Genomic DNA, 23,742 nt, shown 5'->3' with positions numbered 1-23,742 from the left:
GGCCCGGAATGGGCCCGGGCCGACCTCCCATGTACCAGCAGGGACCGCCGCCTCCCGGCGCGCTCCCGCCGGCTCCCCCCAAGGAGGAGCCGGTCTTCCCGCCCGACGCCATGGGCGCCACCCAGAACATGAACGCGGTCCCCGGGCCGAGCGCGGGTGCCGCGGATCGCCCGCTGTACCGTGACGAGGTGCCCGAGGACGCCGGCGCGGACACGGCCCAGTTCGACGTCCAGAACGCCTCCTACGACGACTACGACGATTACTACGACGACGGCTACGACGACCGTCGTCCCGGCGGTTCCACCAAGCGCAACGTGCTGATGGGCATCGGTTTCGCCGTCCTGCTCCTCGTGGTCGGCGGCGGCGTGTTCCTGTTCGCCAGTGGCGGCCTCGGTGGTGGTGACGGCGGCGCCACCACCGTCGCCGACGAGGGCGGCGACCCGGGCAGCCTGGCCCCCGAGGCCCTCTTCCCAGAAGAGATGGAGATCGAGGGTCAGGGAACATTCACCCGTGTGGCGGTCGACGACACCGAGGACTGCGCCAGTGGCACCCACGGTGACTACGGCGAGGTGCTCGGCTCCAACGAGTGCCGCCAGCTGGTGCGGGCCTCCTACCTGAGCGAGGACCAGAACCACGCCGTCACCGTCGGTGTCGCCGCCATGCCCGGGAGCACCGAGGCCGAGGAGGCCTTGTCCGCCCAGGACCTGGTCGGCGCCCAGTGGTTCGCCGGCCTGCCCGGCGAGGAGGGCAGCCCGGCCGAGCGCCTGGGTTACTCCGGTGGCCACGGCAGCAGCGGCCAGTGGGGCCGTTACCTGCTCTTCTCCCTGTCCGCCAACAGTGACGGCAGCGGCGACGAGGAGACCGACGCCACCGAACTGCGCGACATCGGCGACGGCTTCATCGACGCCGCCTACGACAAGCTCGTCGAGGACCGTTCCTGACCCGGAGCGCTCGAGAACACGAGACGGCGCCACCCCGTTCGTCCACGAATCGTGGATCGAGGGTGGCGCCGTCTCACGTATTACGGGTCTATCCCGTGTGCCCCTTGCAAGGCAGCTCACGGACGCGTCGGGTGAGGGTGGCGCGCTCGGCCAACTCCTCGTCGGCCGGGTAGCGCACCTCCTCCAGGCTCAGCCCCTGGGGGCCGACCACGTGCACCGACGAATCGCGCACGGCGGCGCCCAGGATCCGTCCGGGCCACTCCACCCCCTGACGGCCGTCACCGACCGCCAGGAGCGCGCCCACGAGCGCGCGGACCATGTTGTGGCAGAACGCGTCGGCCTGGATCGTGCCGGCAAGGACGTACTCCTCCTCGCGTACCCAGGACAGCCTCAGCAGCTCGCGGATCGTGGTGGCGCCCTCCCGCTTCTTGCAGAAGGCCGCGAAGTCGTGTTCCCCGACGAGCAGGGCCGCCGCCTCGTTCATCCGGTCCACGTCCAACGAGTGCCGGTGCCAGAGCACGTCACGACGGCGCAACGGCTCCACACCGTGGGGCGCGTCGCTCACCCGGTACACGTAGCGGCGGAACAGCGGCGAGAATCTCGCGTCGAACCCGGGCGGAGCCACACGCACGGCGTTGACCCGAACGTCCTTGGGCAGGACCCCGGCCAACCGGCGCAGCACACGCCCGCCCTCGTTCTCCCAGGTCGTGCTCGGCACGTCGATCTGCGCCACCTGCCCGCGGGCGTGCACACCCGCGTCGGTGCGCCCCGCGCAGGTCACCGACGCCTCCGGTAGCCGCAGCACCTTGGCCAGCGCCGACTCCAGCTCGCCCTGCACGGTCCGACGGGTCGGTTGGGTCGCCCAACCGGAGAAGTCCGTTCCGTCGTAGGCGATGTCCAGCCGCAGCCGGACGGTCTCGTTCTCGTCCATCCCCATCCGTTCCACCTCGCCGGCCACCCCGGTCCGGACAAAAGAGAAGTGCCCGACCCCCACAAGGGTCGGGCACTCACGAGGGCTTCGCGCGGGCCTGACGGCCACGCACGGGCACCCTACTTGCTCTCGGCGCTCTCCTCGGGGGCCTCGGGGGCCTCCTCGGTCTTGGCCTCGGCGGTCTCCTCGGCGGGAGCCTCAGGGGTCTCCTCGACCGGGGCGGCAGCGGCGGCCGGAGCGGCGGGGGCGCTCAGCGCCTCGACCAGCTCGATGACAGCCATGGGGGCGTTGTCGCCCTTGCGCGGACCGATCTTGGTGATGCGGGTGTAACCACCGGGGCGGTTCTCGAAACGCGGGCCGATCTCGGTGAAGAGCTCGTGCACGATCGACTTGTCGGTGATCTTGGTGAGCACCTGACGACGGGCGTGCAGGTCACCGCGCTTGCCGAGAGTGATGAGCTTCTCGGCGTACGGACGCAGACGCTTGGCCTTGGCCTCCGTGGTGCGGATACGGCCGTGCTGGAACAGCGAGGTGGCCAGGTTCGCCAGGATGTGCCGCTCGTGCGCGGGCCCGGAACCCAGACGGGCGCCCTTGGTAGGCGTGGGCATGTTTTCGTTCTCCTAGTGATGCGGTCCGCGGCCGCACTCGGCCGGGGACCATTGGGCGACGAAGGTCTAGAACTGCTCCGTCTCGACGAAGGACTCACCCTCGTCGTCCTCGGAGCCGAAGGAGTCGGCCGCGGTGCCGGGGTCGAATCCGGGCGGGGAGTCCTTCAGGGACAGGCCCATGTCGACGAGCTTCTGCTTGACCTCGTCGATGGACTTGGCACCGAAGTTCCGGATGTCCAGAAGGTCCTGCTCAGAGCGGGCAACCAGCTCGCCAACGCTGTGGATGCCCTCACGCTTGAGACAGTTGTAGGAACGAACCGTGAGGTTGAGGTCCTCGATCGGCAGCGCCAGGTCGGCCGCCAGGGCGGCGTCCGTCGGCGACGGGCCCATGTCGATGCCCTCGGCGTCGACGTTGAGCTCTCGCGCCAGACCGAACAGCTCGACCAGGGTCTTGCCCGCGCTGGCCACGGCGTCACGGGGACGGATGGCCTGCTTGGTCTCGATGTCGACGATCAGGCGATCGAAGTCGGTGCGCTGCTCGACACGGGTGGCCTCGACCTTGTAGGTCACACGCAGCACGGGCGAGTAGATGGAGTCGATCGGGATACGACCGATCTCCTGACCCTGCTGCTTGTTCTGCGTCGCGGAGACGTAACCGCGGCCGCGCTCGACCGTCAGTTCCATCTCCAGCTTGCCCTTGCCGTTGAGCGTGGCGATGTGCAGGTCGGGGTTGTGCACCTCGACACCGGCCGGCGGAGCGATGTCCGCGGCGGTCACCACGCCCGGACCCTGCTTGCGCAGGTACATCAGAACCGGCTCGTCGTGCTCGGAGCTGACGACAAGGCCCTTGAGGTTGAGGATCATCTCCGTGACGTCCTCCTTGACACCGGGCACGGTGGTGAACTCGTGCTCGACGCCCTCGATGCGGATGCTGGTGACAGCCGCGCCGGGGATGGAGGACAGCAGCGTACGCCGGAGCGAGTTACCGATGGTGTAGCCGAAACCCGGCTCCAGCGGCTCGATGACGAACTTCGAACGCCACTCGGAGATGGTCTCCTCGGTGAGCGTCGGACGCTGTGCGATCAACATGGTCCGTGTCTTCCCTTCCACATGGCCGACCGTTATTTGACGGCCACCGGATGGACACCGCCCGGTCGGCGGTGTCCCCTGTTCGGATTCCTACCCGGTCCGCCCCTCACCCCACCAGGGTGGAGGCGGACCGCACCACGAGGCGCCCGCGGGTAGGAGACGCGGGCGCCGGTACCGGCTCAGACGCGGCGGCGCTTCGGCGGACGGCAGCCGTTGTGCGGAACCGGGGTGACGTCCTGGATGGAGCCCACCTCGAGGCCGGTCGCCTGCAGCGAACGGATGGCGGTCTCGCGGCCCGAGCCCGGGCCCTTCACGAAGACGTCGACCTTACGGACGCCGTGCTCCTGAGCACGACGCGCGGCGGCCTCGGCGGCCATCTGGGCGGCGTAGGGGGTGGACTTACGCGACCCCTTGAAGCCGACCTGACCCGAGCTGGCCCACGAGATCACGGCACCGGTCGGGTCGGTGATGCTGACGACCGTGTTGTTGAACGTGCTCTTGATGTGAGCGTGCCCGTGGACAATGTTCTTCTTTTCCTTGCGGCGCACCTTGCGCGCGGCACCCTGACGGCCCTTAGGCGGCATGCGTGAAACTCCCAGAGATCATCGGTCCGTTGCTTACTTCTCGGACGCGGTCGACAGGTCCGAGGCGGACTACTTCTTGGCCTTCTTCTTGCCGGCCACGGTCTTCTTCTTGCCCTTACGGGTACGGGCGTTGGTCTGCGTGCGCTGACCACGCACCGGGAGACCACGACGGTGACGGATGCCCTGGTAGCTACCGATCTCCATCTTGCGACGGATGTCGCCCTGGACCTCGCGTCGCAGGTCACCCTCGACCTGGTAGTTGGCGTCGATCCAGTCGCGCAGCTTGACCAGGTCCTCTTCGGACAGCTGGTGGACGCGCGTGTTCCCGTCGACACCGGTGTTCTTCAGGGTTTCGATGGCGCGAGTGCGGCCAACCCCGAAAACGTACGTGAGAGCAATCTCCACCCGCTTGTCGCGGGGGAGGTCTACGCCGGCAATACGTGCCATGTGGGCGAGACTCCATCCATGCATGTGCGGAGGTCTGACCCGTCCCTTCCTCTCATCGCCCAATCGACGAGGCCCCGGCCTCCGACCGAGGGTTCTCCCCCACCACCAACGGGCGGGAGATCGGAACAGGTTTTTCGTTGTTACGGGGCCCGGCGGGGAGGGAATCCCCTACCCGGGTCCGGTGCGACACGGAAGTCGCGGCCGGCGAACCGGGGCTTGGTCAGCCCTGGCGCTGCTTGTGCCGCGGGTCCGAGCAAATGACCATGATCCGGCCGTTACGGCGGATCACGCGGCACTTCGCGCAGATCTTCTTCACGCTCGGCTTGACCTTCATGGTGACTCCGAACTCATCACATCACCAGTCACGGGCCGTTCGGCCCCGGACGGGCTACTTGTAGCGGTAAACGATGCGCCCGCGCGTGAGATCGTACGGGCTCAGTTCCACGACGACACGGTCGTCGGGAAGAATACGAATGTAGTTCATCCGCATCTTGCCGCTGATGTGGGCAAGAACCTGGTGCCCGTTATCGAGCTCTACCTTGAACATAGCGTTGGGTAGGGACTCGACAACGGAACCCTCGATCTCGATGGCGCCGTCTTTCTTTGCCATGTCCTCCACGCCTCGCTCATCGATTTGGTTGATCAGGACGACCCGACGCGACCTGAGTGGTCCCTCGCACGACGCGACGGCCCCGGCGATCACGGACACACCGCGTCACCGACGCCGGAACACACTGGAAGTCCAGGCCAACTGCAAGGCTTACGTCGATAGGAAGACGTGGCACAAAGAAGGCAGACTGACCCAACAGCCCGCGTATGGGCAGTGTCAGTCTATCCCCTTTCGGCAAGTGCTATCGACACGAGAGCAGAGCAGCCTACACGCTCCACCTCACCGGACGAAACCACCCGACCTGACGGACGTCCCGACCCCCTCGGCCATCAGGGGTCACCGTTGGGGCGCCAAAGCGCCGGCGGCGGCGCTAGGCGACAGGGTCTTCGGGGTCCTGGCCGCTTCTTTGGGCGGCCAGGACCCCGAACGTCACCACGAGCATCAGGATTCCCCAGGGTGCCAGCACCCACAGGAACCACGGATACGACGCGTCGGTGGTCAGGTACAGGATGAGCCAGATGGTGAAGCAGAGGATGTTGACGCCGCCGTAGAGCCACCACGGAACCATCAGGGCCGGGTCGCGCAGGCGCAGCGGCGGTGCCGCCACGCCCATGTCGAAGCCCACCGATCCCTTGGTCTCCACGACGTCCCTCTCGGGAAGGTCCGCGGTCACCCTGGCGAGGTCCTCCGCAGTCTTGGCCTTGTACGCCCGACCGAGGCGTTCGGTGAACTCCTCGTGGTCCAACCGCCCCTGAGCGAAGTGATCCTGGAGCAGCCGTGCCACCTGGTCGCGTTCGGAGTCGGAGGTTCGTATGGAAGGCCCCGGGTCGGACACTGTTCGTACCTCGCCTCTGCACCAGTGAGTGGTCGCCACCCCATCGCCGCCGGATTCCGACGGGACGCGGGGGTGGGCCCGCCGTCACCAGGTCGGCTGGACGAACCCCATCGCGTCGATTTTATCGCGGTTGGACTCGCGCGCGGTCAGGACCATCGGACCGTCCGCGGTGATGGCCACGGTGTGCTCGAAGTGGGCGGCACGACGGCCGTCCTTCGTCACGACCGTCCAGCCGTCGTCGAGTTCCACCACGTCGTGCTTGCCCAGCGTGGTCATCGGTTCGATCGCCAGGCACATGCCCTCACGAAGCCGCATGCCCTTGCCGCGCTTGCCGTAGTTGAGCACGTGCGGGTCCATGTGCATCTGCGTGCCGATGCCGTGGCCGCCGTACTCGCGCACGTTGCCGTAGCCACCGTTGCGCGAGATGTGGCCACCGATCGCGTGACCGATGTCCCCGAGGCGCTTGCCCGGGACCATCTCGGCGATCCCCCGCCACATGGACTCCTCGCACACGTCCATCATGGCCAGGTCCTCGGAACGGGCCTCGCCCACCGCGATGGTGACCGCGGAGTCGCCGTGCCATCCGTCGAGGATGGCACCACAGTCGATGGAGATGATGTCGCCGTCGGCCAGCACACGCTCGGAGCTGGGGATGCCGTGCACGACCTCCTCGTTCACCGAGGCGCAGATCGAGCCGGGGAAACCGTGGTACCCCTTGAACGACGGGATGGCGCCGGCGTCCCGGATCACCTTCTCGGCGATCGAGTCGAGTTCGAGGGTGGACACTCCGGGCCGCACCGCGGCCCGGAGGGTGTCCAAGGCGTCGGCCACGACCTGGCCCGCCGCCCTCATCTTGGCGATCTGTTCCGGCGTCTTGAGCTGCACGTCGGGATCGGCCTTGCCGAACATCAGGCGGCCGACCTCTTCTCGGCGATGGCCGACTTCGCACGCGCCGTCACCTCGGCCACGGGGCCCGTGGCCGAGATGGTGGCCAGCAGGCCCTCACCGGAGTAGTACTCGACCAGCGGCGCGGTCTGCTCTCGGTAGACCTTCAGGCGGTGCCTGATGGTCTCCTCACGGTCGTCCTCGCGCTGGTACAGCTCGGCACCCTCGTTGTCGCACTCACCCGCCACGTTCGGGGCGTCGTACTCGACGTGGTACACCCGACCGCACTCGGGGCAGGAACGACGACCGGAGAGCCGCTTGACGACCTCCTCCTCGTCGACCCTCAGCTCCAGGACGACGTCCAGGTTCGAGCCGAGGTCGGCGAGCATCCCCTTGAGCGTCTCCGCCTGGGGGACGTTGCGCGGGAACCCGTCGAGCAGGAAGCCCGCCGCCGCGTCGTCCTTGGCCAGTCGGTCCTTGACCATGGCGTTGGTGATCTCGTCGGGGACGAGGTCGCCACGGTCCATGAACTCCTTGGCCTTCTTGCCGAGTTCGGTACCACCGCTGACGTTGGCCCGGAAGATGTCACCGGTGGACACCTTCGGGATCGACAGCTCTTCCGCGAGGATCTGGGCCTGGGTGCCTTTACCGGCCCCAGGCGGCCCCACCAATACAGCTCGCATTTATCGCAGAAAACCTTCGTAGTTCCTCTGCTGGAGGTGACTCTCGATCTGCTTCACCGTGTCCAGCCCGACACCGACCATGATCAGGATGCTCGTCCCGCCGAAGGGGAAGTTCATGTCGGCGCCGGTGGCACCGAGAGCGACCATCGGCAGGAGAGCGATCACACCCAGGTACAGAGAGCCGGGAGTCGTGAGCCGAGTGAGCACGAAGTCGAGATACTCGGCGGTCGGACGCCCTGGTCGGATACCCGGGATGAACCCACCGTACTTCTTCATGTTGTCGGCGACTTCGGTGGGGTTGAAGGTGATCGCCACGTAGAAGAACGCGAAACCGACGATCATGACGAAGAAGGTCGCCATGTAGACGGGGTGAGTGCCGGTGAGGAAGTAGGTCTGGAAGAACTGCGCCACCGGATGGGTGGACTCCTGGCCCAGAAGACCCACGATCAGCTGCGGGAGATACAGCAGGGAAGAGGCGAAGATCACGGGGATGATGCCCGCCTGGTTGACCTTCAGCGGGATGTAGGTGGAACTGCCCCCGTACATCCGCCGACCCACCATGCGCTTCGCGTACTGCACCGGGATACGGCGCTGGGCCTGCTCCATGAACACCACAGCGGTGATCAGTGCCAGGGCCGCGATGCAGATGATGATGAAGATCCAGATGGAGCGCTCTTCGTACAGGCCCATGATCGAGGACGGGAAGACCGCGATGACCTGGGTGAAGATGAGCAGCGACATACCGTTGCCGACGCCGCGCTCGGTGATGAGCTCGCCCATCCACATGATGATCACGGTGCCACCGGTCATCGTGAAGACGATGGTCACCATCGTCATGATGTCCTGGTTGGGCATGTAGGACGAGACCGGGATGGAGTTCTGGAACAGCGCACCGGTACGGGCCATGGCCACGATGCTGGTCGCCTGCAGCACCGCCAGCATGAGCGTGAGATAGCGGGTGTACTGGGTGATCTTGCCCTGACCGGCCTGGCCCTCCTTCTTGAGGGACTCCAGGCGGGGAATGACCACCGTCAGCAGGTTGATGATGATGCTCGCGGTGATGTACGGCATGACCCCGAGCGCGAACACCGCCAGTTGCAGAAGCGCGCCACCACTGAACAGGTTGACCAGGGCGTAGACGCCGGACTGATCGGCGGTGGTGATGGTCTCCATCTGTTCCCTGATCGCCGCCGAGTCGATGCCCGGAGCCGGGATCACCGATCCCAGGCGGAACAGCGTCAGGATGAACAGTGTGAACAGCAGCTTATTGCGCAGGTCGGGCGTGCGGAATGCACGAACGAACGCACCTAGCACGTCTCCTCCTGCGCGGCTTCGGCGGCGGAACGGGTTCCAGACATCGCGGCCGATCCTGAATCGTCGTAGAACGTCAGCAACAGGCACGTCGCCCATTGCTCGGAAGTACTCACATTACGTCAAGCGGGGAGCTCAAACAGATGGCACTGTAACAGCCATCACCCAACAGCAGGGTTCGTGAGCCATAACGATCAACACTCACAACGCGTGAGGGCGCCCGACCAGCAGATCCTCGTGGATCCTGCCGGGCGGACGCCCCCAAACGCGCATCGTAGGGAAAACCCCTACAGCTCGGTGACGGTGCCACCGGCGGCGGTGATCTTCTCCTTCGCCGAGGAGGAGAACGCGTTCACGCTCACCTGCACGGCGACGGTGATCTCACCGGTGCCCAGCACCTTGACGGGCTGGTTCTTGCGAACCGCGCCCTTGTCGACCAGACCCTCGACGGTGACCTCGCCACCCTCGGGGTAGAGCTCGCTCAGCTTGTCCAGGTTGACGACCTGGTAGGTCGTCTTGAACAGAGCGTTGCTGAAGCCCTTGAGCTTCGGGACCCGGCGGATGAGGGGCATCTGCCCACCCTCGAAACCGGGCCGGACGGTGTTACGAGCCTTCGTGCCCTTGGTACCGCGACCGGCGGTCTTACCCTTGGAGGCCTCGCCACGACCCTTGCGGATCTTGGCCTTGTTGGCACCCGGGGCGGGACGCAGGTGGTGGAGCTTGAGCGGCTCGTCGGGGCTGTAGTCGCTCATTCTGCGACCTCCTCGACAGTGACGAGGTGCGAGACGATCGTGATCTGCCCGCGAACCTCAGGGCGGTCCTCACGGACGGTGGACTTACCGATCCGACCCAGACCCAGCGACTGGAGAGCAGCGCGCTGCTTCTCCTTGCCACCGATCTTGGAGCCGGTCTGCGTGATCTTGATCTTTGCCATGATCAGGCTCCTGCCTTCGCCTCAGCACGAGCGCGCAGCATGGCGGCCGGGGCGACGTCCTCGATCGGCAGACCACGACGGGCGGCGATCTCCTCGGGCTGGTTGAGGCCCTTCAGAGCGGCCACCGTGGCTCGCACGATGTTGAGCGGGTTGGACGAACCGAGCGACTTGCTCAGGACGTCGTGGATACCGGCGCACTCCAGGACGGCGCGGACCGGACCACCGGCGATCACACCGGTACCCGGGGCCGCGGGACGCAGCAGGACGACACCCGCGGCGTCCTCGGCCTGGATCTGGTGCGTGATCGTGCCCTGGACGCGGGGGACGCGGAAGAAGTTCTTCTTCGCCTCCTCGACACCCTTGGCGATGGCGGCCGGGACTTCCTTGGCCTTGCCGTAACCGACACCCACCATGCCGTTACCGTCACCGACGATGACGAGCGCGGTGAAGGAGAAGCGACGGCCGCCCTTGACGACCTTCGCGACCCGGTTGATGGTCACGACCTTCTCGATGTAGGAGACACCCTTGTCTGCGGCGCCGCCGCGGCGATCGTCACGGCGATCACGCCGCTCGCCACCGGCGCCGCGCCGCGGTGCTGCAGCCATCAGTGGTTCCTCTTCTCGTGGTTGTTCTCGGCCTGTACAACGGTCATCAGAACTCCAGCCCGCCTTCGCGCGCCGCCTCGGCGAGCTTCACGATGCGGCCGGCGTACCGGTTACCGGCACGGTCGAAGACGACCTTGGTGATGCCGGCGTCCTTCGCGCGCTGCGCGACGAGCTCACCGACCTTCACGGACTTGTCGGACTTGGTGCCCTCGGCGCCACGCACATCCGACTCGACGCTGGAGGCGGCGACCAGGGTGTGACCCTTGGTGTCGTCGATGACCTGCGCGACGATGTGCTTGGAGGAGCGGAAGACGGCCAGACGGGGACGCTCTGCGGTGCCCACGACCTTCTTGCGCACCCGGAACTGGCGGCGCTTGCGAGCGGTGGTGGCCTTCGCGGTGCGCTTGCGGCTCACGGTGATGCCCATGCCTACTTACCAGCCTTTCCGGCCTTGCGGCGGATGTGCTCACCCTGGTAGCGCACGCCCTTGGCCTTGTACGGGTCAGGCCTGCGCAGACCGCGGATGTTCGCGGCGACCTGGCCCACCAGCTGCTTGTCGATGCCCTCGACGTGAAGGATCGTCGGCTTCTCCACGCGGAAGGAAATGCCCTCCGGCGGTTCCACCACGACGGGGTGGCTGTAGCCCAGCGAGAACTCCAGGTTGGAGCCGCGAGCCTGCACCCGGTAACCCACGCCGTGGATTTCCAGAGTCTTGGCGTAGCCCTTGGAGACACCCTCGACGAGGTTCGCGATCATCGCACGGTTCAGACCGTGCAGCGACCGGTTCTCCGGCTTGTCGTCGGGACGCGACACCGTGACCACACCATCCTCGAAGGAGGCGGTGATGGGCTCGGTGATCGTGTGCTTCAGTTCGCCCTTCGGCCCCTTGACAGTGACGTCTTGCCCGTTAATCGTGACCTCGACGCCCTTGGGGACCGAGAGCGGCAGTCGACCGATACGCGACATGCTCTTTGTCTCTCCCTATTCCCTATTACCAGACGTAAGCGAGGACTTCGCCGCCCACGCCACGCTTCTTGGCCTGCTTGTCGGTCATCAGGCCGCCGGACGTCGAAATGATGGCCACACCGAGGCCACCCAGAACGCGAGGAAGGTTGTCCTTCTTCGCGTACACGCGGAGACCGGGCTTGGACACCCGGCGGATGCCCGCGATGGAGCGCTCACGCGTGGGGCCGTACTTCAGCTCCAGGACGAGGCTCTGGCCGACGGTGGCCTCCTCGGTCCGCCACCCCTGAATGAAGCCCTCGTGCTGGAGGACCTCGGCGATGTGCGCCTTGATCTTGGAAAACGGCATCGTCACGGTGTCGTGGTAAGCCGAATTCGCGTTACGCAGACGAGTCAACATGTCTGCGATCGGGTCGGTCATTGTCATGGCCGACTGGCCCTTCCTCACCGCGGTTTCCGAGTGCGGGCCTTTCCCAGGGCCTGCCTTCCACGGGGTCTCCCCCCAGAAGTGCACAAACGGACCTTCGGCGTGGTCGTGGGCACCGCTGTCCCCGTGGGACTGCCGTGCCCTGGTGAATGAGTTTCGCTTCCCGTCGTACTCCGTCGTGGAGGACGACGGTTCCTACGTCGAGCCACCGGGAAGGTGGCGTCTCCGGGGGCCGACCGCGCTAGGCGCTTGGCCGGCCCCGCCGGAAACTACCAGCTCGACTTGGTGATACCGGGCAGCTCGCCCCGGTGCGCCATCTCGCGGAAGCAGATACGGCACAGGCCGAACTTCTTGAAGACGGCACGCGGGCGACCGCACCGCGAGCATCGAGTATACGCCCGAACGCCGAACTTCGGCTTCCGGTTCGCCTTTGCGATCAGGGACTTCTTAGCCATGGTTAACCCCTCAGGCTTCCTTGAACGGGAAACCGAGCCGCTTGAGCAGGCTGCGGCCCTGGTCGTCGATGGTGGCGGTGGTGACGACGGTGATGTCCATCCCACGCTGCCTGTCGACCTTGTCCGGGTTCACCTCGTGGAACATGACCTGCTCGGTCAGACCAAAGGTGTAGTTCCCGTTCCCGTCGAACTGCTTCGGGGAAAGGCCACGGAAGTCCCGGATACGGGGCAGGGCCAGGGAGAGCAGCCGGTCGAGGAACTCCCACATCCGGTCGCCGCGCAGCGTCACGCTGGCGCCGATCGGCTGACCTTCGCGCAGCTTGAACTGCGCGATGGAGTTCTTGGCCCGGTTGATCTTCGGCTTCTGCCCGGTGATCGCCGACAGGTCGGCGATCGCGCCTTGGATGAGCTTCGCGTCACGAGCCGCCTCGCCGACGCCCATGTTCACCACGATCTTCGTGAGACCGGGGATCTGCATGACGTTCTCGATGCCGAACTCGTCCTTGAGGCCCGCGACGATCTCGTTGCGGTACTTCTCCTTGAGCCGCGGCATCGGAGGGGCGGTGATGTCGTTGGTAACCGTCATCAGATGTCCTTACCGGTGCGGCGGGAGACGCGAACCTTGGTTCCGTCCTCCTCGAAGCGGTAGCCGACCCGGGTGGCCTTACCGTCCTCGGCGAGCGCAACGTTGCTCACGTGGATGGCGGCCTCCTTGGTGACGACCTCTCCCTGCTCGCCACCGGCGGGGTTGGCCTTCCTGTGCTTCTTGACCAGGTTGACGCCCTCGACGATGACACGGTCTTCCTTGGGAAGGGCCTTGACGACCTTCCCCGTGGCACCCTTGTCCTTGCCGGCGAGAACGATGACCTCGTCGCCAGATTTGATCTTCATCGCTTAGAGCACCTCCGGCGCCAGCGAAATGATGCGCATGTACTTCTTGTCACGCAGCTCGCGGCCCACCGGGCCGAAGATGCGGGTGCCTCGCGGGTCCCCACCGTCCTTGATGAGCACGGCAGCGTTCTCATCGAAGCGGATGTAGGAGCCGTCGGGCCGGCGGCGCTCCTTGGCGGTGCGCACGATAACGGCCTTGACGACGTCGCCCTTCTTGACTCCAGCGCCAGGCAGGGCGTCCTTCACCGTGGCGACGATGGTGTCGCCCATTCCGGCGTAGCGCCGACCCGAGCCACCGAGAACACGGATGGTAAGGATCTCCTTGGCACCCGTGTTGTCGGCGACCTTGAGTCGCGACTCCTGCTGAATCACGTCTGCTCCTGATGTGATGCGTGCGGTCCACTGCCGCACGGCTAGGTGGTCTCACCCCTCGCGACGGCGGCCGACAACTGGTGTCGGCCGCCGACAGGCCGGGGTTACTTAGCCTTCTCCAGGATCTCCACGACGCGCCAACGCTTCGTCGCGGAGAGCGGCCGGGTCTCCATCAGGAGGACTCGGTCACCGACGCCACAGGAGTTCGCCTCATCGTGGGCCTTGTACTTGGTCGTCCGACGGATGACCTTGCCGTACAGGGCGTGCGTGACACGGTCCTCGACCTCGACGACGACGGTTTTGTCCATCTTGTCGCTGACGACGAGGCCTTCACGCGTCTTGCGGTCGTTACGGGCCGCGGTCTGGTTCTCAGTCATTCGGCTGCTTCCTTCGTCTCCTCAGCCGACTCACCAGACAGCGGGACGATGCCCAGCTCGTGCTCGCGCATGACCGTGTAGATCCGCGCGATCTCGCGCTTGACCGTGCGAAGACGGCTGTGGTTGTCGAGCTGGCCGGTGGCGGCCTGGAAGCGGAGGTTGAAGAGCTCTTCCTTGGCTTCCTTGAGCTTGGTGACCAGGTCCTCGACGGACTGGTCGCGCAGCTCATGGGCAGTCACGGACTTCGCCATCACTCCCCCTCACGCTTAACAAACTTGCACTTCATCGGGAGCTTGTGCATCGCACGGCTCATGGCCTCCTTGGCCACCGCCTCGGGCACGCCCGACAGCTCGAACATCACGCGACCGGGCTTGACCGGCGCGACCCACCACTCGGGCGAACCCTTACCGGAGCCCATGCGGACCTCGGCGGGCTTCTTGGTCAGCGGACGGTCCGGGAAGATGTTGATCCACACCTTGCCGCCACGCTTGATGTGACGCGTCATGGCGATACGAGCGGACTCGATCTGACGGTTCGTCACGTAAGCGGACTCCAGGGCCTGGATACCGTACTCACCGAACGTGACCCGGGTCCCGCCCTTGGCCTTGCCACGAAGGTCCGGGTGGTGCTGCTTGCGGTACTTGACCTTACGAGGAATAAGCACTTGTCAGCTCCCCTCGGTCTTCGGGGCCTCGGCGGAAGCGCCGGCCTTGGCTTCGGTCTGACCGCCACCCGCGGGGCCACCGCGACGGCGGCGCTGCGGACGCTCGCGGCGCTGACCGCCACCGGCGGTGCGCTGCGCGGCCTGGGCGGCCTCGCGCTCGGCGCGGGTCACAGGGGCGTCGCCCTTGTAGATCCACACCTTCACACCGATGCGACCGAACGTCGTCCGGGCCTCGAAGAAGCCGTAGTCGATGTCGGCGCGAAGCGTGTGCAGCGGGACCCGACCCTCGCGGTAGAACTCCGAGCGGGACATCTCTGCCCCACCCAGGCGACCACCACACTGGATACGGATGCCCTTGGCACCGCTCTTCATCGCGCTCTGCATGGCCTTGCGCATCGCGCGGCGGAACGCCACGCGGCTGCTCAGCTGCTCGGCGACGCCCTGGGCGACGAGCTGCGCGTCGATCTCCGGGTTCTTCACCTCGAAGACGTTCAGCTGCACCTGCTTGCCGGTCAGCTTCTCGAGGTCCGTACGGATCCGGTCGGCCTCCACGCCGCGGCGGCCGATGACGATGCCCGGCCGGGCGGTGTAGACGTCCACGCGGACACGGTCACGGGTGCGCTCGATCTCGACCTTGGAGATGCCCGCGCGCTCCATGCCACGGGTCAGCATCCGACGGATCGCGACGTCTTCCTTGACGTAGTCCTTGTAGGACTTGTCGGCGTACCAGCGACTCTTGAAGTCGGTGGTGATGCCGAGGCGGAACCCGTGCGGGTTGATCTTCTGCCCCACTATCGGGTCCTTTCCTTCGTCTTGGACGAGGCACGCGCGTCCTCGGCGACGACCACGGTGATGTGGCTCGTGCGCTTGGTGACACGGAAGGCCCGGCCGAAGCCTCGCGGGCGAATACGCTTCAGGGTCGGACCTTCGTCCACCCAGACGCGCTCGACCACGAGGTTCTCCCGGTCCAGCTTGTCGTTGTGCTCGGCGTTGGCGATGGCGCTGTCCAGCACCTTGCCAACGGGCTCACTCGCCGACTGGGGAGCGAACCGGAGCACCGCCTGCGCCTCGTCAGCGGGCAACCCGCGAATAAGGTCCGCCACCCGGCGAGCCTTGCGGGGCGTAACGCGGACGAACCGCGCCTGTGCCCTCGTTCCCATCGCTTTTCCCTCGCTCACGGAAAATATCTTCTCCACTCACCGTGGAGAACATTGTTCTTACAACTGCTGCAACCGCTAACGGCGGCTACGGCGGTCGTCCTTGACGTGGCTACGGAAAGTACGCGTGGGAGCGAACTCACCGAGCTTGTGGCCGACCATCGACTCCGACACGAACACCGGAATGTGCTTGCGGCCGTCGTGGACGGCGATCGTGTGACCGATCATCTCCGGAACGATCATGGACCGCCGGGACCACGTCTTGATGACGTTCTTGGTCCCCTTTTCGTTCTGTGACTCCACCTTCTTGATGAGGTGGCCGTCCACGAAGGGGCCCTTCTTAAGGCTACGTGGCATCAGACGTGCTCCTTACCGCTTCTTCTTACCGCTACGCCGACGCCGCACGATCAGCTTGTCGCTGGCCTTGTTCTTGGCCCGGGTCCGGCCTTCCTTCTTGCCCCACGGGCTGACCGGGTGACGACCACCGGAGGTCTTGCCCTCACCACCACCGTGCGGGTGGTCGACCGGGTTCATCACCACACCACGGACGGTCGGGCGCTTGCCCTTCCACCGCGAACGTCCGGCCTTGCCCCAGCTGATGTTGGACTGCTCGGCGTTGCCGACCTGGCCGACCGTGGCGCGGCAGGAGATCTCCACCAGGCGCATCTCACCGGAGGGCATACGCAGCGTGGCGTAGCCGCCCTCCTTGGCCAGGAGCTGGATCTGCGATCCCGCGGAGCGGCCCAGCTTGGCACCGCCGCCCGGCTTCAGCTCGACCGCGTGCACGAACGTACCCGTGGGGATGTTGCGCAGCGGGAGGCAGTTGCCCGGCTTGATGTCGGACTGGGGGCCGTTCTCGACCTTGTCGCCCTGTGCGAGACCGGCGGGCGCCAGGATGTAGCGCTTCTCACCGTCCACGTAGTGGAGCAGGGCGATGCGAGCGGTGCGGTTGGGGTCGTACTCGATGTGAGCGACCTTGGCCGGCACGCCGTCCTTGTCGTGGCGACGGAAGTCGATCACGCGGTAGGCGCGCTTGTGACCGCCACCCTGGTGACGAGCGGTGATCCGGCCGTGGCCGTTACGACCGCCCTTGGAGTGAAGCGGACGAACCAGGGACTTCTCCGGCTCCGAGCGCGTGATTTCGACGAAGTCGCTCACGCTGGAGCCGCGACGACCCGGCGTCGTCGGCTTGTGCTTACGAATGCCCATCTTCTTCGCGCATTCCTTTACGTGTTACTTGATGTGCAGCGGTAGGACCCGGAAGGTCACTGACCGAAGATGTCGATGCGGTCACCCTCGGCGAGGCTGACGATCGCGCGCTTCGTGTCAGGACGCTTCCCGAAACCGAAACGGGTCCGCTTGCGCTTGCCCTTCCGGTTGATCGTGTTCACGCCGGTGACCTTCACTTCGAAGATCTTCTCGATCGCGATCTTGATCTGGGTCTTGTTGGCGTCCGGGCGAACGATGAACGTGTACTTGTTCTCGTCCATGAGCCCGTAGCTCTTCTCGGAGATCACCGGCTCGACGATGATGTCCCGGTGGTCGGCGATCCTCACTGGTCGTCCTCCTCGGACTCAGCGGCCTTCGAGGTACCGGCCGCGTGGGCCAGGAACTCGGCGTAGCCCGCTTCGGTGAAGACCACGTCGTCCGAGTACAGGACGTCGTAGGTGTTCACCTGGTCCGCGTCGAGGATGTGGACCTCTTCGAGGTTGCGCAGGGCGCGCCGGTTGTGCTCGTCCTCACGAGCCAGGACGACGAGAACCTTGTCGGACTCGGTGACCTGGCGCAGCGCCTTGAGGGCGGTCTGCGTGAGCTTGGTGTCCGCGTCCTCGGCCACGAACTGGCTGACGACGTGGATGCGGCCGTGGTTGGCCCGGTCGGAGAGGGCGCCACGCAGGGCGGCGGCCTTCATCTTCTTCGGGGTCCGCTGGCTGTAGTCACGCGGCTGGGGGCCGTGAACGGTGCCACCACCGGTGTACTGCGGGGCGCGGATCGAACCCTGACGGGCACGACCGGTTCCCTTCTGGCGGTAGGGCTTCTTGCCACCGCCGCGAACCTCGCCGCGGGTCTTGGTGGCGTGCGTGCCCTGACGGCCTGCGGCCAGCTGGGCGTTCACGACCTGGTGCAGCAGCGGAATGCTGACCTGCTGGGCGAAGACGCTCTCGGGAAGCTCGACGCTGCCCTTGGAGCCGCCCTCAGGGTTCTTGACCTCGATCTGGGTCATGGCTTACTTGTCCCCCTTCACAGCGGTGCGGACGAGCACCAGACCGCCGTTGGGACCGGGCACCGCACCCTTGACCAGGATGAGGCCCTTCTCCGCGTCCACGGAGTGAACGGTCAGGTTCTGGATGGTCTTGCGCACGTTGCCCATGCGCCCGGCCATCCGCATGCCCTTGAAGACGCGGCCGGGCGTGGCGCAGCCGCCGATGGAACCGGGAGAGCGGTGGGTACGGTGCGTACCGTGCGAGGCGGTCATACCGGCGAAGCCGTGCCGCTTCATCACACCGGCGAAGCCCTTGCCCTTGCTCTTGCCCGTGACGTCGACCTTCTGGCCGATCTCGAACGTGGCCGCGTCGACCTCCTGGCCGAGCGTGTACTCGGAGGCGTCCGCGGTGCGAACCTCGACGTAGTGACGGCGCGGGGTCAGTTCGTGCTTGCGCAGGTAGTCGCCCAGGGGCTTGTTGACCTTGCGCGGGTCGATCTGCCCGTAGCCGAGCTGGACGGCGGAGTAGCCGTCGGTGTCCGGAGTCCGGATACGACTCACGACACACGGACCGGCCTTCAGGACGGTCACGGGAACCATCTGGCCCGCGTCGTCGAAGACCTGGGTCATGCCGAGCTTTTCGCCCAGGACTCCCTTGATCTGCTTGGTAGCCATTGTCTGTGCCCTTACAGCTTGATCTCGATGTCAACGCCGGCCGGAAGATCGAGTCGCATGAGCGAGTCGACCGTCTTCGGGGTCGGGTCGATGATGTCGATCAGCCGCTTGTGAGTGCGCATCTCGAAGTGCTCGCGCGAATCCTTGTACTTGTGCGGCGATCGGATGACGCAGTAAACGTTCTTTTCCGTCGGCAGCGGCACCGGGCCCGCGACCTGTGCGCCAGTTCGCGTCACGGTCTCAACGATCTTCTTCGCCGAGCTGTCGATGACCTCGTGGTCATAGGCCTTTAGCCGAATGCGGATCTTTTGTCCCGCCATGTGGCCTGTTCGTCCTTCGCTTCAGTGTCCGTAACGGTGAGCAGTCCCGGTCACAGAAGCCCAGGCCCGTCGACGGAATCCGCCGGCTTCTTGGCCTTGAGCCCCTATTCCCTTGAGAAACCGCAACAGGGCTTGCCCCTGCGGTGCGTCACCGTCACAGAGCCCGATGACGTCTTGTCAGTGTGATGGGTGGGCCACGAGGAAGCGGCCCACCCACCACGCCGGGGTGGTTCCGTACGGGACCACCCCGGCGTGTGTACTACTTGAGGATCTTGGTGACGCGACCCGCGCCCACGGTCCGGCCACCCTCACGGATGGCGAACTTCAGGCCCTCTTCCATGGCGACCGGCTGGATGAGCTGGACGGTCATACCGGTGTTGTCACCGGGCATGACCATCTCGGTGCCCTCCGGCAGCGTCACGACGCCGGTGACGTCGGTGGTGCGGAAGTAGAACTGCGGGCGGTAGTTGTTGAAGAACGGCGTGTGGCGGCCACCCTCGTCCTTGGACAGGATGACGACCTGGCCCTCGAACTGGCTGTGCGGGGTGGTGGTGCCGGGCTTGATGACGACCTGGCCACGCTCGACGTCCTCGCGCTTGGTGCCGCGCAGGAGCAGGCCGACGTTGTCACCGGCCTGGCCCTGGTCGAGCAGCTTGCGGAACATCTCAACACCGGTGACGGTGGTGGTCTGCTTCTCTTCCTTGATGCCGACGATGTCGACGGTCTCGTTCACGTTGACGATACCGCGCTCGATACGACCGGTGACGACGGTGCCGCGACCGGTGATCGAGAAGACGTCCTCGATCGGCATCAGGAAGGGCTTGTCGGTGTCACGCTCGGGCTCCGGGATGAAGGAGTCGACGGTGCCCATGAGCTCCAGGATGGACTGGCCCCACGTGGCGTCGCCCTCGAGCGCCTTGAGAGCGGAGACCTTGGTGACGGGGGTGTCGTCACCGGGGAACTCGTACTCGCTGAGCAGCTCACGGACCTCGAGCTCGACGAGCTCGAAGATCTCCTCGTCGTCCACCATGTCGGCCTTGTTCAGGGCGACGACGATGGCCGGGACACCGACCTGGCGGGCCAGGAGCACGTGCTCCTTGGTCTGCGGCATCGGGCCGTCGGTGGCGGCGACGACCAGGATCGCGCCGTCCATCTGAGCCGCACCCGTGATCATGTTCTTCACGTAGTCGGCGTGACCGGGGCAGTCGACGTGGGCGTAGTGACGCGCCTCGGTCTCGTACTCGACGTGGGAGGCGGCGATGGTGATGCCGCGCTCGCGCTCCTCCGGAGCGTTGTCGATCTCGTCGAACGGCGTGACCGGGTTCAGGTCCGGGTACGTGTCGTGCAGCACCTTGCTGATGGCAGCGGTCAGCGTGGTCTTGCCGTGGTCAATGTGACCGATGGTGCCGATGTTGACGTGCGGTTTGTTCCGCTCGAACTTTGCCTTCGCCACTGGAAGTCTCCTAGACGTACAGATCTATCTGACTGTGGTCCAACCCCGCGGGCACGGGGAAACAGCCGGGTTACGTGTTCGCGACTATTCGCCGCGAACCTTCGCCACGATTTCCGTGGCGACAGCGGACGGAACCTCCGCGTAGGAGTCGAACACCATCGAGTAGTTGGCTCGACCCTGCGTACGGCTGCGCAGGTCACCCACGTAGCCGAACATTTCCGAGAGGGGCACGAGGGCCTTGACCAGTCGAACACCGGAACGGTCGTCCATGGACTGGATCTGTCCACGGCGAGAGTTCAGGTCGCCGACCACGTCGCCCATGTACTCCTCGGGCGTGGTGACCTCAACGGCCATGACCGGCTCCAGGAGAGCCGGCTTCGCCAGCCGGACGGCCTCCTTGAAGGCCATCGAACCGGCGGTCTTGAACGCCATCTCCGAGGAGTCGACATCGTGGTACTGACCGTCGGTCAGCGACACCTTGATGCCCACGAGCGGGTAGTGCGCGAGCACGCCCAGCTCAGCGGCCTCCTGGCAACCGGCGTCGACCGACGGGATGTACTCCCGCGGGATGCGGCCACCGGTGACGGAGTTGACGAACTCGTAGCCGGAAGCGGCGCCGTCCTCGGACTGCAGCGGCTCAAGGTCGATCTTGACCTTGGCGAACTGGCCCGAACCACCCGTCTGCTTCTTGTGGGTGTAGACGTGGCCTTCGACCTTCTTGCGAATGGTCTCGCGGTAGGCCACCTGGGGCTTACCGATGTTGGCCTCGACCTTGAAGTCGTCGCGCATGCGGTTGACCAGCACCTCGAGGTGCAGCTCGCCCATGCCCGAGATCACGGTCTGACCGGTCTGGTCGTCCGTGGCCACCTGGAAGGAGGGGTCCTCCTCGGCCAGGCGCTGGATCGCGATGCCCAGCTTCTCCTGGTCGCTCTTGGTCTTCGGCTCGATGGCCACCTCGATGACCGGAGCCGGGAAGGACATGGACTCCAGGACGATGGGCGACGACTGGTCGCACAGCGTCTCACCGGTGGTGGTGTCCTTCAGACCCATGACGGCGACGATGTCACCGGCACCGGCCCTCGGGATCTCCTCACGCTTGTTGGAGTGCATCCGGTAGACCTTGCCGATGCGCTCCTTGCGGCCCTTGATGCTGTTCAGCACCTGGGTACCGGCTTCGAGGACACCGGAGTAGATCCGCACGTAGGAGAGCTTGCCCAGGTGGGGGTCGCTGACGACCTTGAAGGCCAGGGCGGAGAACGGCTCGTCCACGCTCGGCTTGCGCTCGAGCTTGGTCTCCTCGGTCTCGTCCTTGGGGTCGTGGCCCTCGATGGCCTCGACGTCCATGGGCGAGGGGAGGTAGGCGATGACCGCGTCGAGCAGGGGCTGAACGCCCTTGTTCTTGAACGCGGTACCGCAGACCACGGGGACGGCGGTGCCGGCGATGGTGGCGCGACGGATCGCGACGACCAGCTGCTCCTCGGTGGGCTCCTGGCCCTCGAGGTACATCTCCATGATCTCGTCGTCGGCGTCGGCCAGCGTCTCGATGAAGGACTCGCGAGCCTCGCGGGCGGCCTCGACGTGGGTCTCCGGGATGTCGACGGTGTCGTACATCTCGCCCAGAGGAGTCTCGGCGCTCCAGACGTAGGCCTTCATCTTCACGAGGTCGATGACGCCCTGGAAGTCGCTCTCGGCACCGATGTTCAGCTGGATCGGCATGGCGTTCGCGCCGAGGCGCTCACGGAACATGTCGACGCAACGCTGGAACTCCGCCCCGATCTTGTCCATCTTGTTGACGAAGCAGATGCGGGGAACGCCGTAGCGGTCGGCCTGACGCCAGACCTGCTCCGACTGGGGCTCGACGCCTTCCTTGGCGTCGAAGACGGCGACGGCACCGTCGAGCACACGCAGCGACCGCTCGACCTCGACCGTGAAGTCGACGTGGCCGGGCGTGTCGATGATGTTGATGGTGGTGTCGTTCCACTGGGTGGTGATCGCAGCCGAGGTAATGGTGATACCCCGCTCCTGCTCTTCCTTCATCCAGTCCATCGTCGAGGCGCCGTCGTGCGTCTCGCCGAGCTTGTGGTTGACACCGGTGTAGTAGAGGATCCGCTCGGTCGTCGTGGTCTTGCCCGCGTCGATGTGGGCCATGATGCCGATATTGCGGACCTTGTCGAGGTCAAGCAATTTAGCCATGAGGCTCGTCCTTCGGTCTGTTCAGGTCCAGCCGCTTTACCAGCGGTAGTGGGCGAAGGCCTTGTTCGACTCGGCCATCTTGTGCGTGTCCTCACGCTTCTTGACGGCCGCACCGAGACCGTTGCTGGCGTCGACCAGCTCGTTCATCAGACGCTCGGTCATGCTCTTCTCACGACGCTGGCGCGAGTAGGAGACCAGCCAGCGCAGGGCCAGCGTGGTGGACCGGGAGGCGCGAACCTCGACCGGAACCTGGTAGGTCGCGCCACCGACACGGCGGCTGCGGACCTCAAGCGCGGGCTTGACGTTGTCCAGAGCTCGCTTCAGAACGACGAGCGGGTCCTGACCGGTCTTCTCGCGAGCGCCCTCGAGGGCGTCGTAGACGACGCTCTGAGCGATGGAGCGCTTACCGTCGAGCAGCACCTTGTTGATCAGTGCGGTGACGAGCGGCGAGCCGTAGACCGGGTCGGTGATGAGCTGGCGCTTCGGCGCCGGGCCCTTGCGCGGCATGCTTACTTCTCCTTCTTGGCGCCGTAGTGGCTACGGGCCTGCTTGCGGCCCCGGACACCCTGGGTGTCGAGCGAACCGCGGACAATTCGGTAGCGGACACCCGGCAGGTCCTTCACACGACCACCGCGAACGAGCACGATGCTGTGTTCCTGAAGGTTGTGACCAATGCCGGGGATGTAGGCCGTGACCTCGATGCCGCTGCTCAGCTTGACGCGAGCGACCTTACGCAGAGCGGAGTTCGGCTTCTTGGGCGTAGTGGTGTAGACACGCGTGCACACACCACGACGCTGCGGACTCCCCTTCAGCGCCGGGGTCTTGTTCTTTGCGACCTTGTCCTGTCGGCCCTTGCGGACCAGCTGCTGGATGGTGGGCACCGCGTCTCCGTCTTCCTCGTGACCTACGCCGGTTCTCGTAGCCGATATCGCTATTGACCTGCTGAATTTCCCGAAACTCCCCGGCCCCCGCAGTCGGGCGTGTCGACCTCGTTCCCGAGCACGGGAACGGAAGCACACCCGGCCATGAGGCCGATTCGCAGGAGAGGGGTTCACATGCGCCGCGCGCCTCGTATCCGTCCCGTAAAAGGACTGGGGCACCGCGCACATGCGTGACCCGTCGACTCACG

General features: G+C 65.8%; 37 protein-coding genes. 1 reads left to right on the top strand and 36 read right to left on the bottom strand.

Annotation, left to right across the window (positions count from 1 at the left end; all coding sequences use genetic code 11):
• A partial coding sequence (locus tag NLI01S_RS01435) for a hypothetical protein (RefSeq protein ID WP_371850596.1) occupies positions 1-941 on the top strand: 941 nt, incomplete at its 5' end.
• An 88-nt stretch (positions 942-1,029) separates the two neighbouring features.
• Here NLI01S_RS01435 and truA read toward each other — a convergent pair.
• The 36 genes from truA to rpsL all read right to left on the bottom strand — a co-directional run bounded on the left by truA (position 1,030) and on the right by rpsL (position 23,494).
• Positions 1,030-1,872 carry a tRNA pseudouridine(38-40) synthase TruA gene (gene truA / locus NLI01S_RS01430; RefSeq protein ID WP_157090903.1) on the bottom strand — a complete coding sequence of 281 codons (843 nt, stop codon included), beginning with the start codon at positions 1,870-1,872 and terminating at the stop codon, positions 1,030-1,032.
• Between the two features lie 119 nt (positions 1,873-1,991).
• Entirely contained in the window at positions 1,992-2,480 is a 489-nt protein-coding gene (gene rplQ / locus NLI01S_RS01425) for a 50S ribosomal protein L17 (protein ID WP_067597834.1), read from the bottom strand.
• A 66-nt stretch (positions 2,481-2,546) separates the two neighbouring features.
• Positions 2,547-3,569, bottom strand: a complete 1,023-nt coding sequence (locus NLI01S_RS01420; RefSeq protein ID WP_067597831.1) for a DNA-directed RNA polymerase subunit alpha — start codon at positions 3,567-3,569, stop codon at positions 2,547-2,549.
• A gap of 179 nt (positions 3,570-3,748) precedes the next feature.
• Positions 3,749-4,153, bottom strand: a complete 405-nt coding sequence (rpsK, locus tag NLI01S_RS01415) for a 30S ribosomal protein S11 (RefSeq protein WP_067597829.1) — start codon at positions 4,151-4,153, stop codon at positions 3,749-3,751.
• Between the two features lie 69 nt (positions 4,154-4,222).
• Positions 4,223-4,600, bottom strand: coding sequence for a 30S ribosomal protein S13 (gene rpsM, locus NLI01S_RS01410; protein WP_067597826.1), 378 nt, complete (start codon positions 4,598-4,600; stop codon positions 4,223-4,225).
• A 220-nt stretch (positions 4,601-4,820) separates the two neighbouring features.
• Positions 4,821-4,934 (bottom strand): 50S ribosomal protein L36, encoded by a 114-nt coding sequence (rpmJ, locus tag NLI01S_RS01405; protein ID WP_013156136.1) that lies wholly within the window; start codon positions 4,932-4,934, stop codon positions 4,821-4,823.
• A 54-nt stretch (positions 4,935-4,988) separates the two neighbouring features.
• Positions 4,989-5,210: a translation initiation factor IF-1 gene (gene infA, locus NLI01S_RS01400; protein WP_013156135.1), complete on the bottom strand. Its 222-nt coding sequence runs from the start codon at positions 5,208-5,210 to the stop codon at positions 4,989-4,991.
• 370 nt (positions 5,211-5,580) lie between these two features.
• The gene (locus tag NLI01S_RS01395; RefSeq protein ID WP_067597823.1) at positions 5,581-6,045 is read right to left on the bottom strand and encodes a DUF1707 SHOCT-like domain-containing protein; all 465 of its coding nucleotides are present in this window, start codon (positions 6,043-6,045) and stop codon (positions 5,581-5,583) included.
• Between the two features lie 84 nt (positions 6,046-6,129).
• A complete protein-coding gene (gene map / locus NLI01S_RS01390; RefSeq protein ID WP_067597820.1) occupies positions 6,130-6,954 on the bottom strand; it encodes a type I methionyl aminopeptidase in 825 nt (274 codons plus the stop codon).
• Positions 6,954-7,613, bottom strand: coding sequence for an adenylate kinase (locus NLI01S_RS01385; protein ID WP_190318328.1), 660 nt, complete (start codon positions 7,611-7,613; stop codon positions 6,954-6,956). The genes map and NLI01S_RS01385 overlap by 1 nt, the downstream gene beginning before the upstream one ends.
• Positions 7,614-8,927 carry a preprotein translocase subunit SecY gene (gene secY / locus NLI01S_RS01380; protein ID WP_067597814.1) on the bottom strand — a complete coding sequence of 438 codons (1,314 nt, stop codon included), beginning with the start codon at positions 8,925-8,927 and terminating at the stop codon, positions 7,614-7,616.
• 284 nt (positions 8,928-9,211) lie between these two features.
• On the bottom strand, positions 9,212-9,676 hold the full coding sequence (rplO, locus tag NLI01S_RS01375; RefSeq protein ID WP_067597811.1) for a 50S ribosomal protein L15: 465 nt from the start codon (positions 9,674-9,676) through the stop codon (positions 9,212-9,214).
• Positions 9,673-9,858 carry a 50S ribosomal protein L30 gene (gene rpmD / locus NLI01S_RS01370; RefSeq protein ID WP_017603897.1) on the bottom strand — a complete coding sequence of 62 codons (186 nt, stop codon included), beginning with the start codon at positions 9,856-9,858 and terminating at the stop codon, positions 9,673-9,675. The genes rplO and rpmD overlap by 4 nt, the downstream gene beginning before the upstream one ends.
• Positions 9,859-9,860: 2 nt before the next feature.
• Positions 9,861-10,463: a 30S ribosomal protein S5 gene (rpsE, locus tag NLI01S_RS01365; protein ID WP_067597808.1), complete on the bottom strand. Its 603-nt coding sequence runs from the start codon at positions 10,461-10,463 to the stop codon at positions 9,861-9,863.
• 46 nt (positions 10,464-10,509) lie between these two features.
• Positions 10,510-10,890, bottom strand: coding sequence for a 50S ribosomal protein L18 (gene rplR, locus NLI01S_RS01360; RefSeq protein ID WP_067597805.1), 381 nt, complete (start codon positions 10,888-10,890; stop codon positions 10,510-10,512).
• A gap of 2 nt (positions 10,891-10,892) precedes the next feature.
• Positions 10,893-11,429, bottom strand: a complete 537-nt coding sequence (gene rplF, locus NLI01S_RS01355; protein ID WP_067597802.1) for a 50S ribosomal protein L6 — start codon at positions 11,427-11,429, stop codon at positions 10,893-10,895.
• Positions 11,430-11,454: 25 nt separating this feature from the next.
• Entirely contained in the window at positions 11,455-11,853 is a 399-nt protein-coding gene (rpsH, locus tag NLI01S_RS01350) for a 30S ribosomal protein S8 (protein WP_067597865.1), read from the bottom strand.
• A gap of 269 nt (positions 11,854-12,122) precedes the next feature.
• A complete protein-coding gene (locus NLI01S_RS01345) occupies positions 12,123-12,308 on the bottom strand; it encodes a type Z 30S ribosomal protein S14 (protein WP_067597799.1) in 186 nt (61 codons plus the stop codon).
• Between the two features lie 10 nt (positions 12,309-12,318).
• Positions 12,319-12,894: a 50S ribosomal protein L5 gene (gene rplE / locus NLI01S_RS01340; protein ID WP_067597796.1), complete on the bottom strand. Its 576-nt coding sequence runs from the start codon at positions 12,892-12,894 to the stop codon at positions 12,319-12,321.
• On the bottom strand, positions 12,894-13,199 hold the full coding sequence (rplX, locus tag NLI01S_RS01335; RefSeq protein WP_067597793.1) for a 50S ribosomal protein L24: 306 nt from the start codon (positions 13,197-13,199) through the stop codon (positions 12,894-12,896). Before rplX ends, rplE begins: the two co-directional genes overlap by 1 nt.
• Positions 13,200-13,202: 3 nt before the next feature.
• On the bottom strand, positions 13,203-13,571 hold the full coding sequence (rplN, locus tag NLI01S_RS01330) for a 50S ribosomal protein L14 (RefSeq protein ID WP_067597790.1): 369 nt from the start codon (positions 13,569-13,571) through the stop codon (positions 13,203-13,205).
• A 104-nt stretch (positions 13,572-13,675) separates the two neighbouring features.
• Positions 13,676-13,948 carry a 30S ribosomal protein S17 gene (gene rpsQ, locus NLI01S_RS01325; protein ID WP_067597788.1) on the bottom strand — a complete coding sequence of 91 codons (273 nt, stop codon included), beginning with the start codon at positions 13,946-13,948 and terminating at the stop codon, positions 13,676-13,678.
• Positions 13,945-14,199: a 50S ribosomal protein L29 gene (gene rpmC / locus NLI01S_RS01320; protein ID WP_067597784.1), complete on the bottom strand. Its 255-nt coding sequence runs from the start codon at positions 14,197-14,199 to the stop codon at positions 13,945-13,947. The genes rpsQ and rpmC overlap by 4 nt, the downstream gene beginning before the upstream one ends.
• A complete protein-coding gene (rplP, locus tag NLI01S_RS01315; protein WP_067597781.1) occupies positions 14,199-14,612 on the bottom strand; it encodes a 50S ribosomal protein L16 in 414 nt (137 codons plus the stop codon). The genes rpmC and rplP overlap by 1 nt, the downstream gene beginning before the upstream one ends.
• A gap of 3 nt (positions 14,613-14,615) precedes the next feature.
• Positions 14,616-15,404 carry a 30S ribosomal protein S3 gene (gene rpsC, locus NLI01S_RS01310; protein ID WP_067597779.1) on the bottom strand — a complete coding sequence of 263 codons (789 nt, stop codon included), beginning with the start codon at positions 15,402-15,404 and terminating at the stop codon, positions 14,616-14,618.
• Entirely contained in the window at positions 15,404-15,772 is a 369-nt protein-coding gene (gene rplV / locus NLI01S_RS01305) for a 50S ribosomal protein L22 (protein WP_067597776.1), read from the bottom strand. Before rplV ends, rpsC begins: the two co-directional genes overlap by 1 nt.
• Positions 15,773-15,847: 75 nt before the next feature.
• Entirely contained in the window at positions 15,848-16,126 is a 279-nt protein-coding gene (gene rpsS, locus NLI01S_RS01300; protein ID WP_067597773.1) for a 30S ribosomal protein S19, read from the bottom strand.
• Positions 16,127-16,138: 12 nt separating this feature from the next.
• Positions 16,139-16,978, bottom strand: coding sequence for a 50S ribosomal protein L2 (gene rplB, locus NLI01S_RS01295; protein ID WP_067597770.1), 840 nt, complete (start codon positions 16,976-16,978; stop codon positions 16,139-16,141).
• Between the two features lie 56 nt (positions 16,979-17,034).
• Positions 17,035-17,325 carry a 50S ribosomal protein L23 gene (gene rplW, locus NLI01S_RS01290; protein WP_067597766.1) on the bottom strand — a complete coding sequence of 97 codons (291 nt, stop codon included), beginning with the start codon at positions 17,323-17,325 and terminating at the stop codon, positions 17,035-17,037.
• Positions 17,322-17,993, bottom strand: a complete 672-nt coding sequence (gene rplD / locus NLI01S_RS01285) for a 50S ribosomal protein L4 (RefSeq protein WP_067597763.1) — start codon at positions 17,991-17,993, stop codon at positions 17,322-17,324. Before rplD ends, rplW begins: the two co-directional genes overlap by 4 nt.
• Before the next feature lie 3 nt (positions 17,994-17,996).
• The gene (gene rplC / locus NLI01S_RS01280) at positions 17,997-18,647 is read right to left on the bottom strand and encodes a 50S ribosomal protein L3 (protein ID WP_067597760.1); all 651 of its coding nucleotides are present in this window, start codon (positions 18,645-18,647) and stop codon (positions 17,997-17,999) included.
• An 11-nt stretch (positions 18,648-18,658) separates the two neighbouring features.
• Positions 18,659-18,967 carry a 30S ribosomal protein S10 gene (gene rpsJ, locus NLI01S_RS01275; protein ID WP_014908366.1) on the bottom strand — a complete coding sequence of 103 codons (309 nt, stop codon included), beginning with the start codon at positions 18,965-18,967 and terminating at the stop codon, positions 18,659-18,661.
• Between the two features lie 259 nt (positions 18,968-19,226).
• On the bottom strand, positions 19,227-20,420 hold the full coding sequence (tuf, locus tag NLI01S_RS01270) for an elongation factor Tu (protein WP_067597757.1): 1,194 nt from the start codon (positions 20,418-20,420) through the stop codon (positions 19,227-19,229).
• Positions 20,421-20,504: 84 nt separating this feature from the next.
• Positions 20,505-22,613 (bottom strand): elongation factor G, encoded by a 2,109-nt coding sequence (gene fusA, locus NLI01S_RS01265; protein WP_067597754.1) that lies wholly within the window; start codon positions 22,611-22,613, stop codon positions 20,505-20,507.
• Between the two features lie 36 nt (positions 22,614-22,649).
• Positions 22,650-23,120 carry a 30S ribosomal protein S7 gene (rpsG, locus tag NLI01S_RS01260; protein ID WP_067597751.1) on the bottom strand — a complete coding sequence of 157 codons (471 nt, stop codon included), beginning with the start codon at positions 23,118-23,120 and terminating at the stop codon, positions 22,650-22,652.
• Between the two features lie 2 nt (positions 23,121-23,122).
• Positions 23,123-23,494: a 30S ribosomal protein S12 gene (gene rpsL / locus NLI01S_RS01255; RefSeq protein WP_014912437.1), complete on the bottom strand. Its 372-nt coding sequence runs from the start codon at positions 23,492-23,494 to the stop codon at positions 23,123-23,125.
• Positions 23,495-23,742: the final 248 nt, after the last annotated feature.

Source organism: Nocardiopsis listeri NBRC 13360, from assembly GCF_001570765.1.
GTDB lineage: Bacteria > Actinomycetota > Actinomycetes > Streptosporangiales > Streptosporangiaceae > Nocardiopsis > Nocardiopsis listeri.
The sequence above is the reverse complement of the archived record's forward strand: the minus strand, read 5'-3'. Positions and strand labels throughout refer to the sequence as shown.

Bases quoted from the DNA above. Each gene is read 5' to 3' on its own strand.
- rplQ (WP_067597834.1), bottom strand. From the start codon at position 2,480: ATGCCCACGCCTACCAAGGGCGCCCGTCTGGGTTCCGGGCCCGCGCAC.
- map (WP_067597820.1), bottom strand. From the start codon at position 6,954: ATGTTCGGCAAGGCCGATCCCGACGTGCAGCTCAAGACGCCGGAACAG.
- rplF (WP_067597802.1), bottom strand. From the start codon at position 11,429: ATGTCGCGTATCGGTCGACTGCCGCTCTCGGTCCCCAAGGGCGTCGAG.
- rplE (WP_067597796.1), bottom strand. From the start codon at position 12,894: ATGACGGTTACCAACGACATCACCGCCCCTCCGATGCCGCGGCTCAAG.
- rpsM (WP_067597826.1), bottom strand. From the start codon at position 4,600: ATGGCACGTATTGCCGGCGTAGACCTCCCCCGCGACAAGCGGGTGGAG.
- fusA (WP_067597754.1), bottom strand. From the start codon at position 22,613: ATGGCTAAATTGCTTGACCTCGACAAGGTCCGCAATATCGGCATCATG.
- rpmJ (WP_013156136.1), bottom strand. From the start codon at position 4,934: ATGAAGGTCAAGCCGAGCGTGAAGAAGATCTGCGCGAAGTGCCGCGTG.
- rpsS (WP_067597773.1), bottom strand. From the start codon at position 16,126: ATGCCACGTAGCCTTAAGAAGGGCCCCTTCGTGGACGGCCACCTCATC.
- rpsH (WP_067597865.1), bottom strand. From the start codon at position 11,853: ATGACAATGACCGACCCGATCGCAGACATGTTGACTCGTCTGCGTAAC.
- rplR (WP_067597805.1), bottom strand. From the start codon at position 10,890: ATGGGCATCACCGTGAGCCGCAAGCGCACCGCGAAGGCCACCACCGCT.
- rplO (WP_067597811.1), bottom strand. From the start codon at position 9,676: ATGAGCGACTACAGCCCCGACGAGCCGCTCAAGCTCCACCACCTGCGT.
- truA (WP_157090903.1), bottom strand. From the start codon at position 1,872: ATGGACGAGAACGAGACCGTCCGGCTGCGGCTGGACATCGCCTACGAC.
- rpsQ (WP_067597788.1), bottom strand. From the start codon at position 13,948: ATGACTGAGAACCAGACCGCGGCCCGTAACGACCGCAAGACGCGTGAA.
- rplC (WP_067597760.1), bottom strand. From the start codon at position 18,647: ATGGCTACCAAGCAGATCAAGGGAGTCCTGGGCGAAAAGCTCGGCATG.
- NLI01S_RS01385 (WP_190318328.1), bottom strand. From the start codon at position 7,613: ATGCGAGCTGTATTGGTGGGGCCGCCTGGGGCCGGTAAAGGCACCCAG.
- rpsK (WP_067597829.1), bottom strand. From the start codon at position 4,153: ATGCCGCCTAAGGGCCGTCAGGGTGCCGCGCGCAAGGTGCGCCGCAAG.
- rpmC (WP_067597784.1), bottom strand. From the start codon at position 14,199: ATGGCGAAGTCCGTGACTGCCCATGAGCTGCGCGACCAGTCCGTCGAG.
- rpsG (WP_067597751.1), bottom strand. From the start codon at position 23,120: ATGCCGCGCAAGGGCCCGGCGCCGAAGCGCCAGCTCATCACCGACCCG.
- NLI01S_RS01420 (WP_067597831.1), bottom strand. From the start codon at position 3,569: ATGTTGATCGCACAGCGTCCGACGCTCACCGAGGAGACCATCTCCGAG.
- rpsE (WP_067597808.1), bottom strand. From the start codon at position 10,463: ATGGCTGCAGCACCGCGGCGCGGCGCCGGTGGCGAGCGGCGTGATCGC.
- infA (WP_013156135.1), bottom strand. From the start codon at position 5,210: ATGGCAAAGAAAGACGGCGCCATCGAGATCGAGGGTTCCGTTGTCGAG.
- rplD (WP_067597763.1), bottom strand. From the start codon at position 17,993: ATGACCCAGATCGAGGTCAAGAACCCTGAGGGCGGCTCCAAGGGCAGC.
- rplX (WP_067597793.1), bottom strand. From the start codon at position 13,199: ATGAAGATCAAATCTGGCGACGAGGTCATCGTTCTCGCCGGCAAGGAC.
- rplV (WP_067597776.1), bottom strand. From the start codon at position 15,772: ATGGGAACGAGGGCACAGGCGCGGTTCGTCCGCGTTACGCCCCGCAAG.
- rplB (WP_067597770.1), bottom strand. From the start codon at position 16,978: ATGGGCATTCGTAAGCACAAGCCGACGACGCCGGGTCGTCGCGGCTCC.
- rpmD (WP_017603897.1), bottom strand. From the start codon at position 9,858: ATGGCAAAGATCAAGATCACGCAGACCGGCTCCAAGATCGGTGGCAAG.
- rpsJ (WP_014908366.1), bottom strand. From the start codon at position 18,967: ATGGCGGGACAAAAGATCCGCATTCGGCTAAAGGCCTATGACCACGAG.
- NLI01S_RS01345 (WP_067597799.1), bottom strand. From the start codon at position 12,308: ATGGCTAAGAAGTCCCTGATCGCAAAGGCGAACCGGAAGCCGAAGTTC.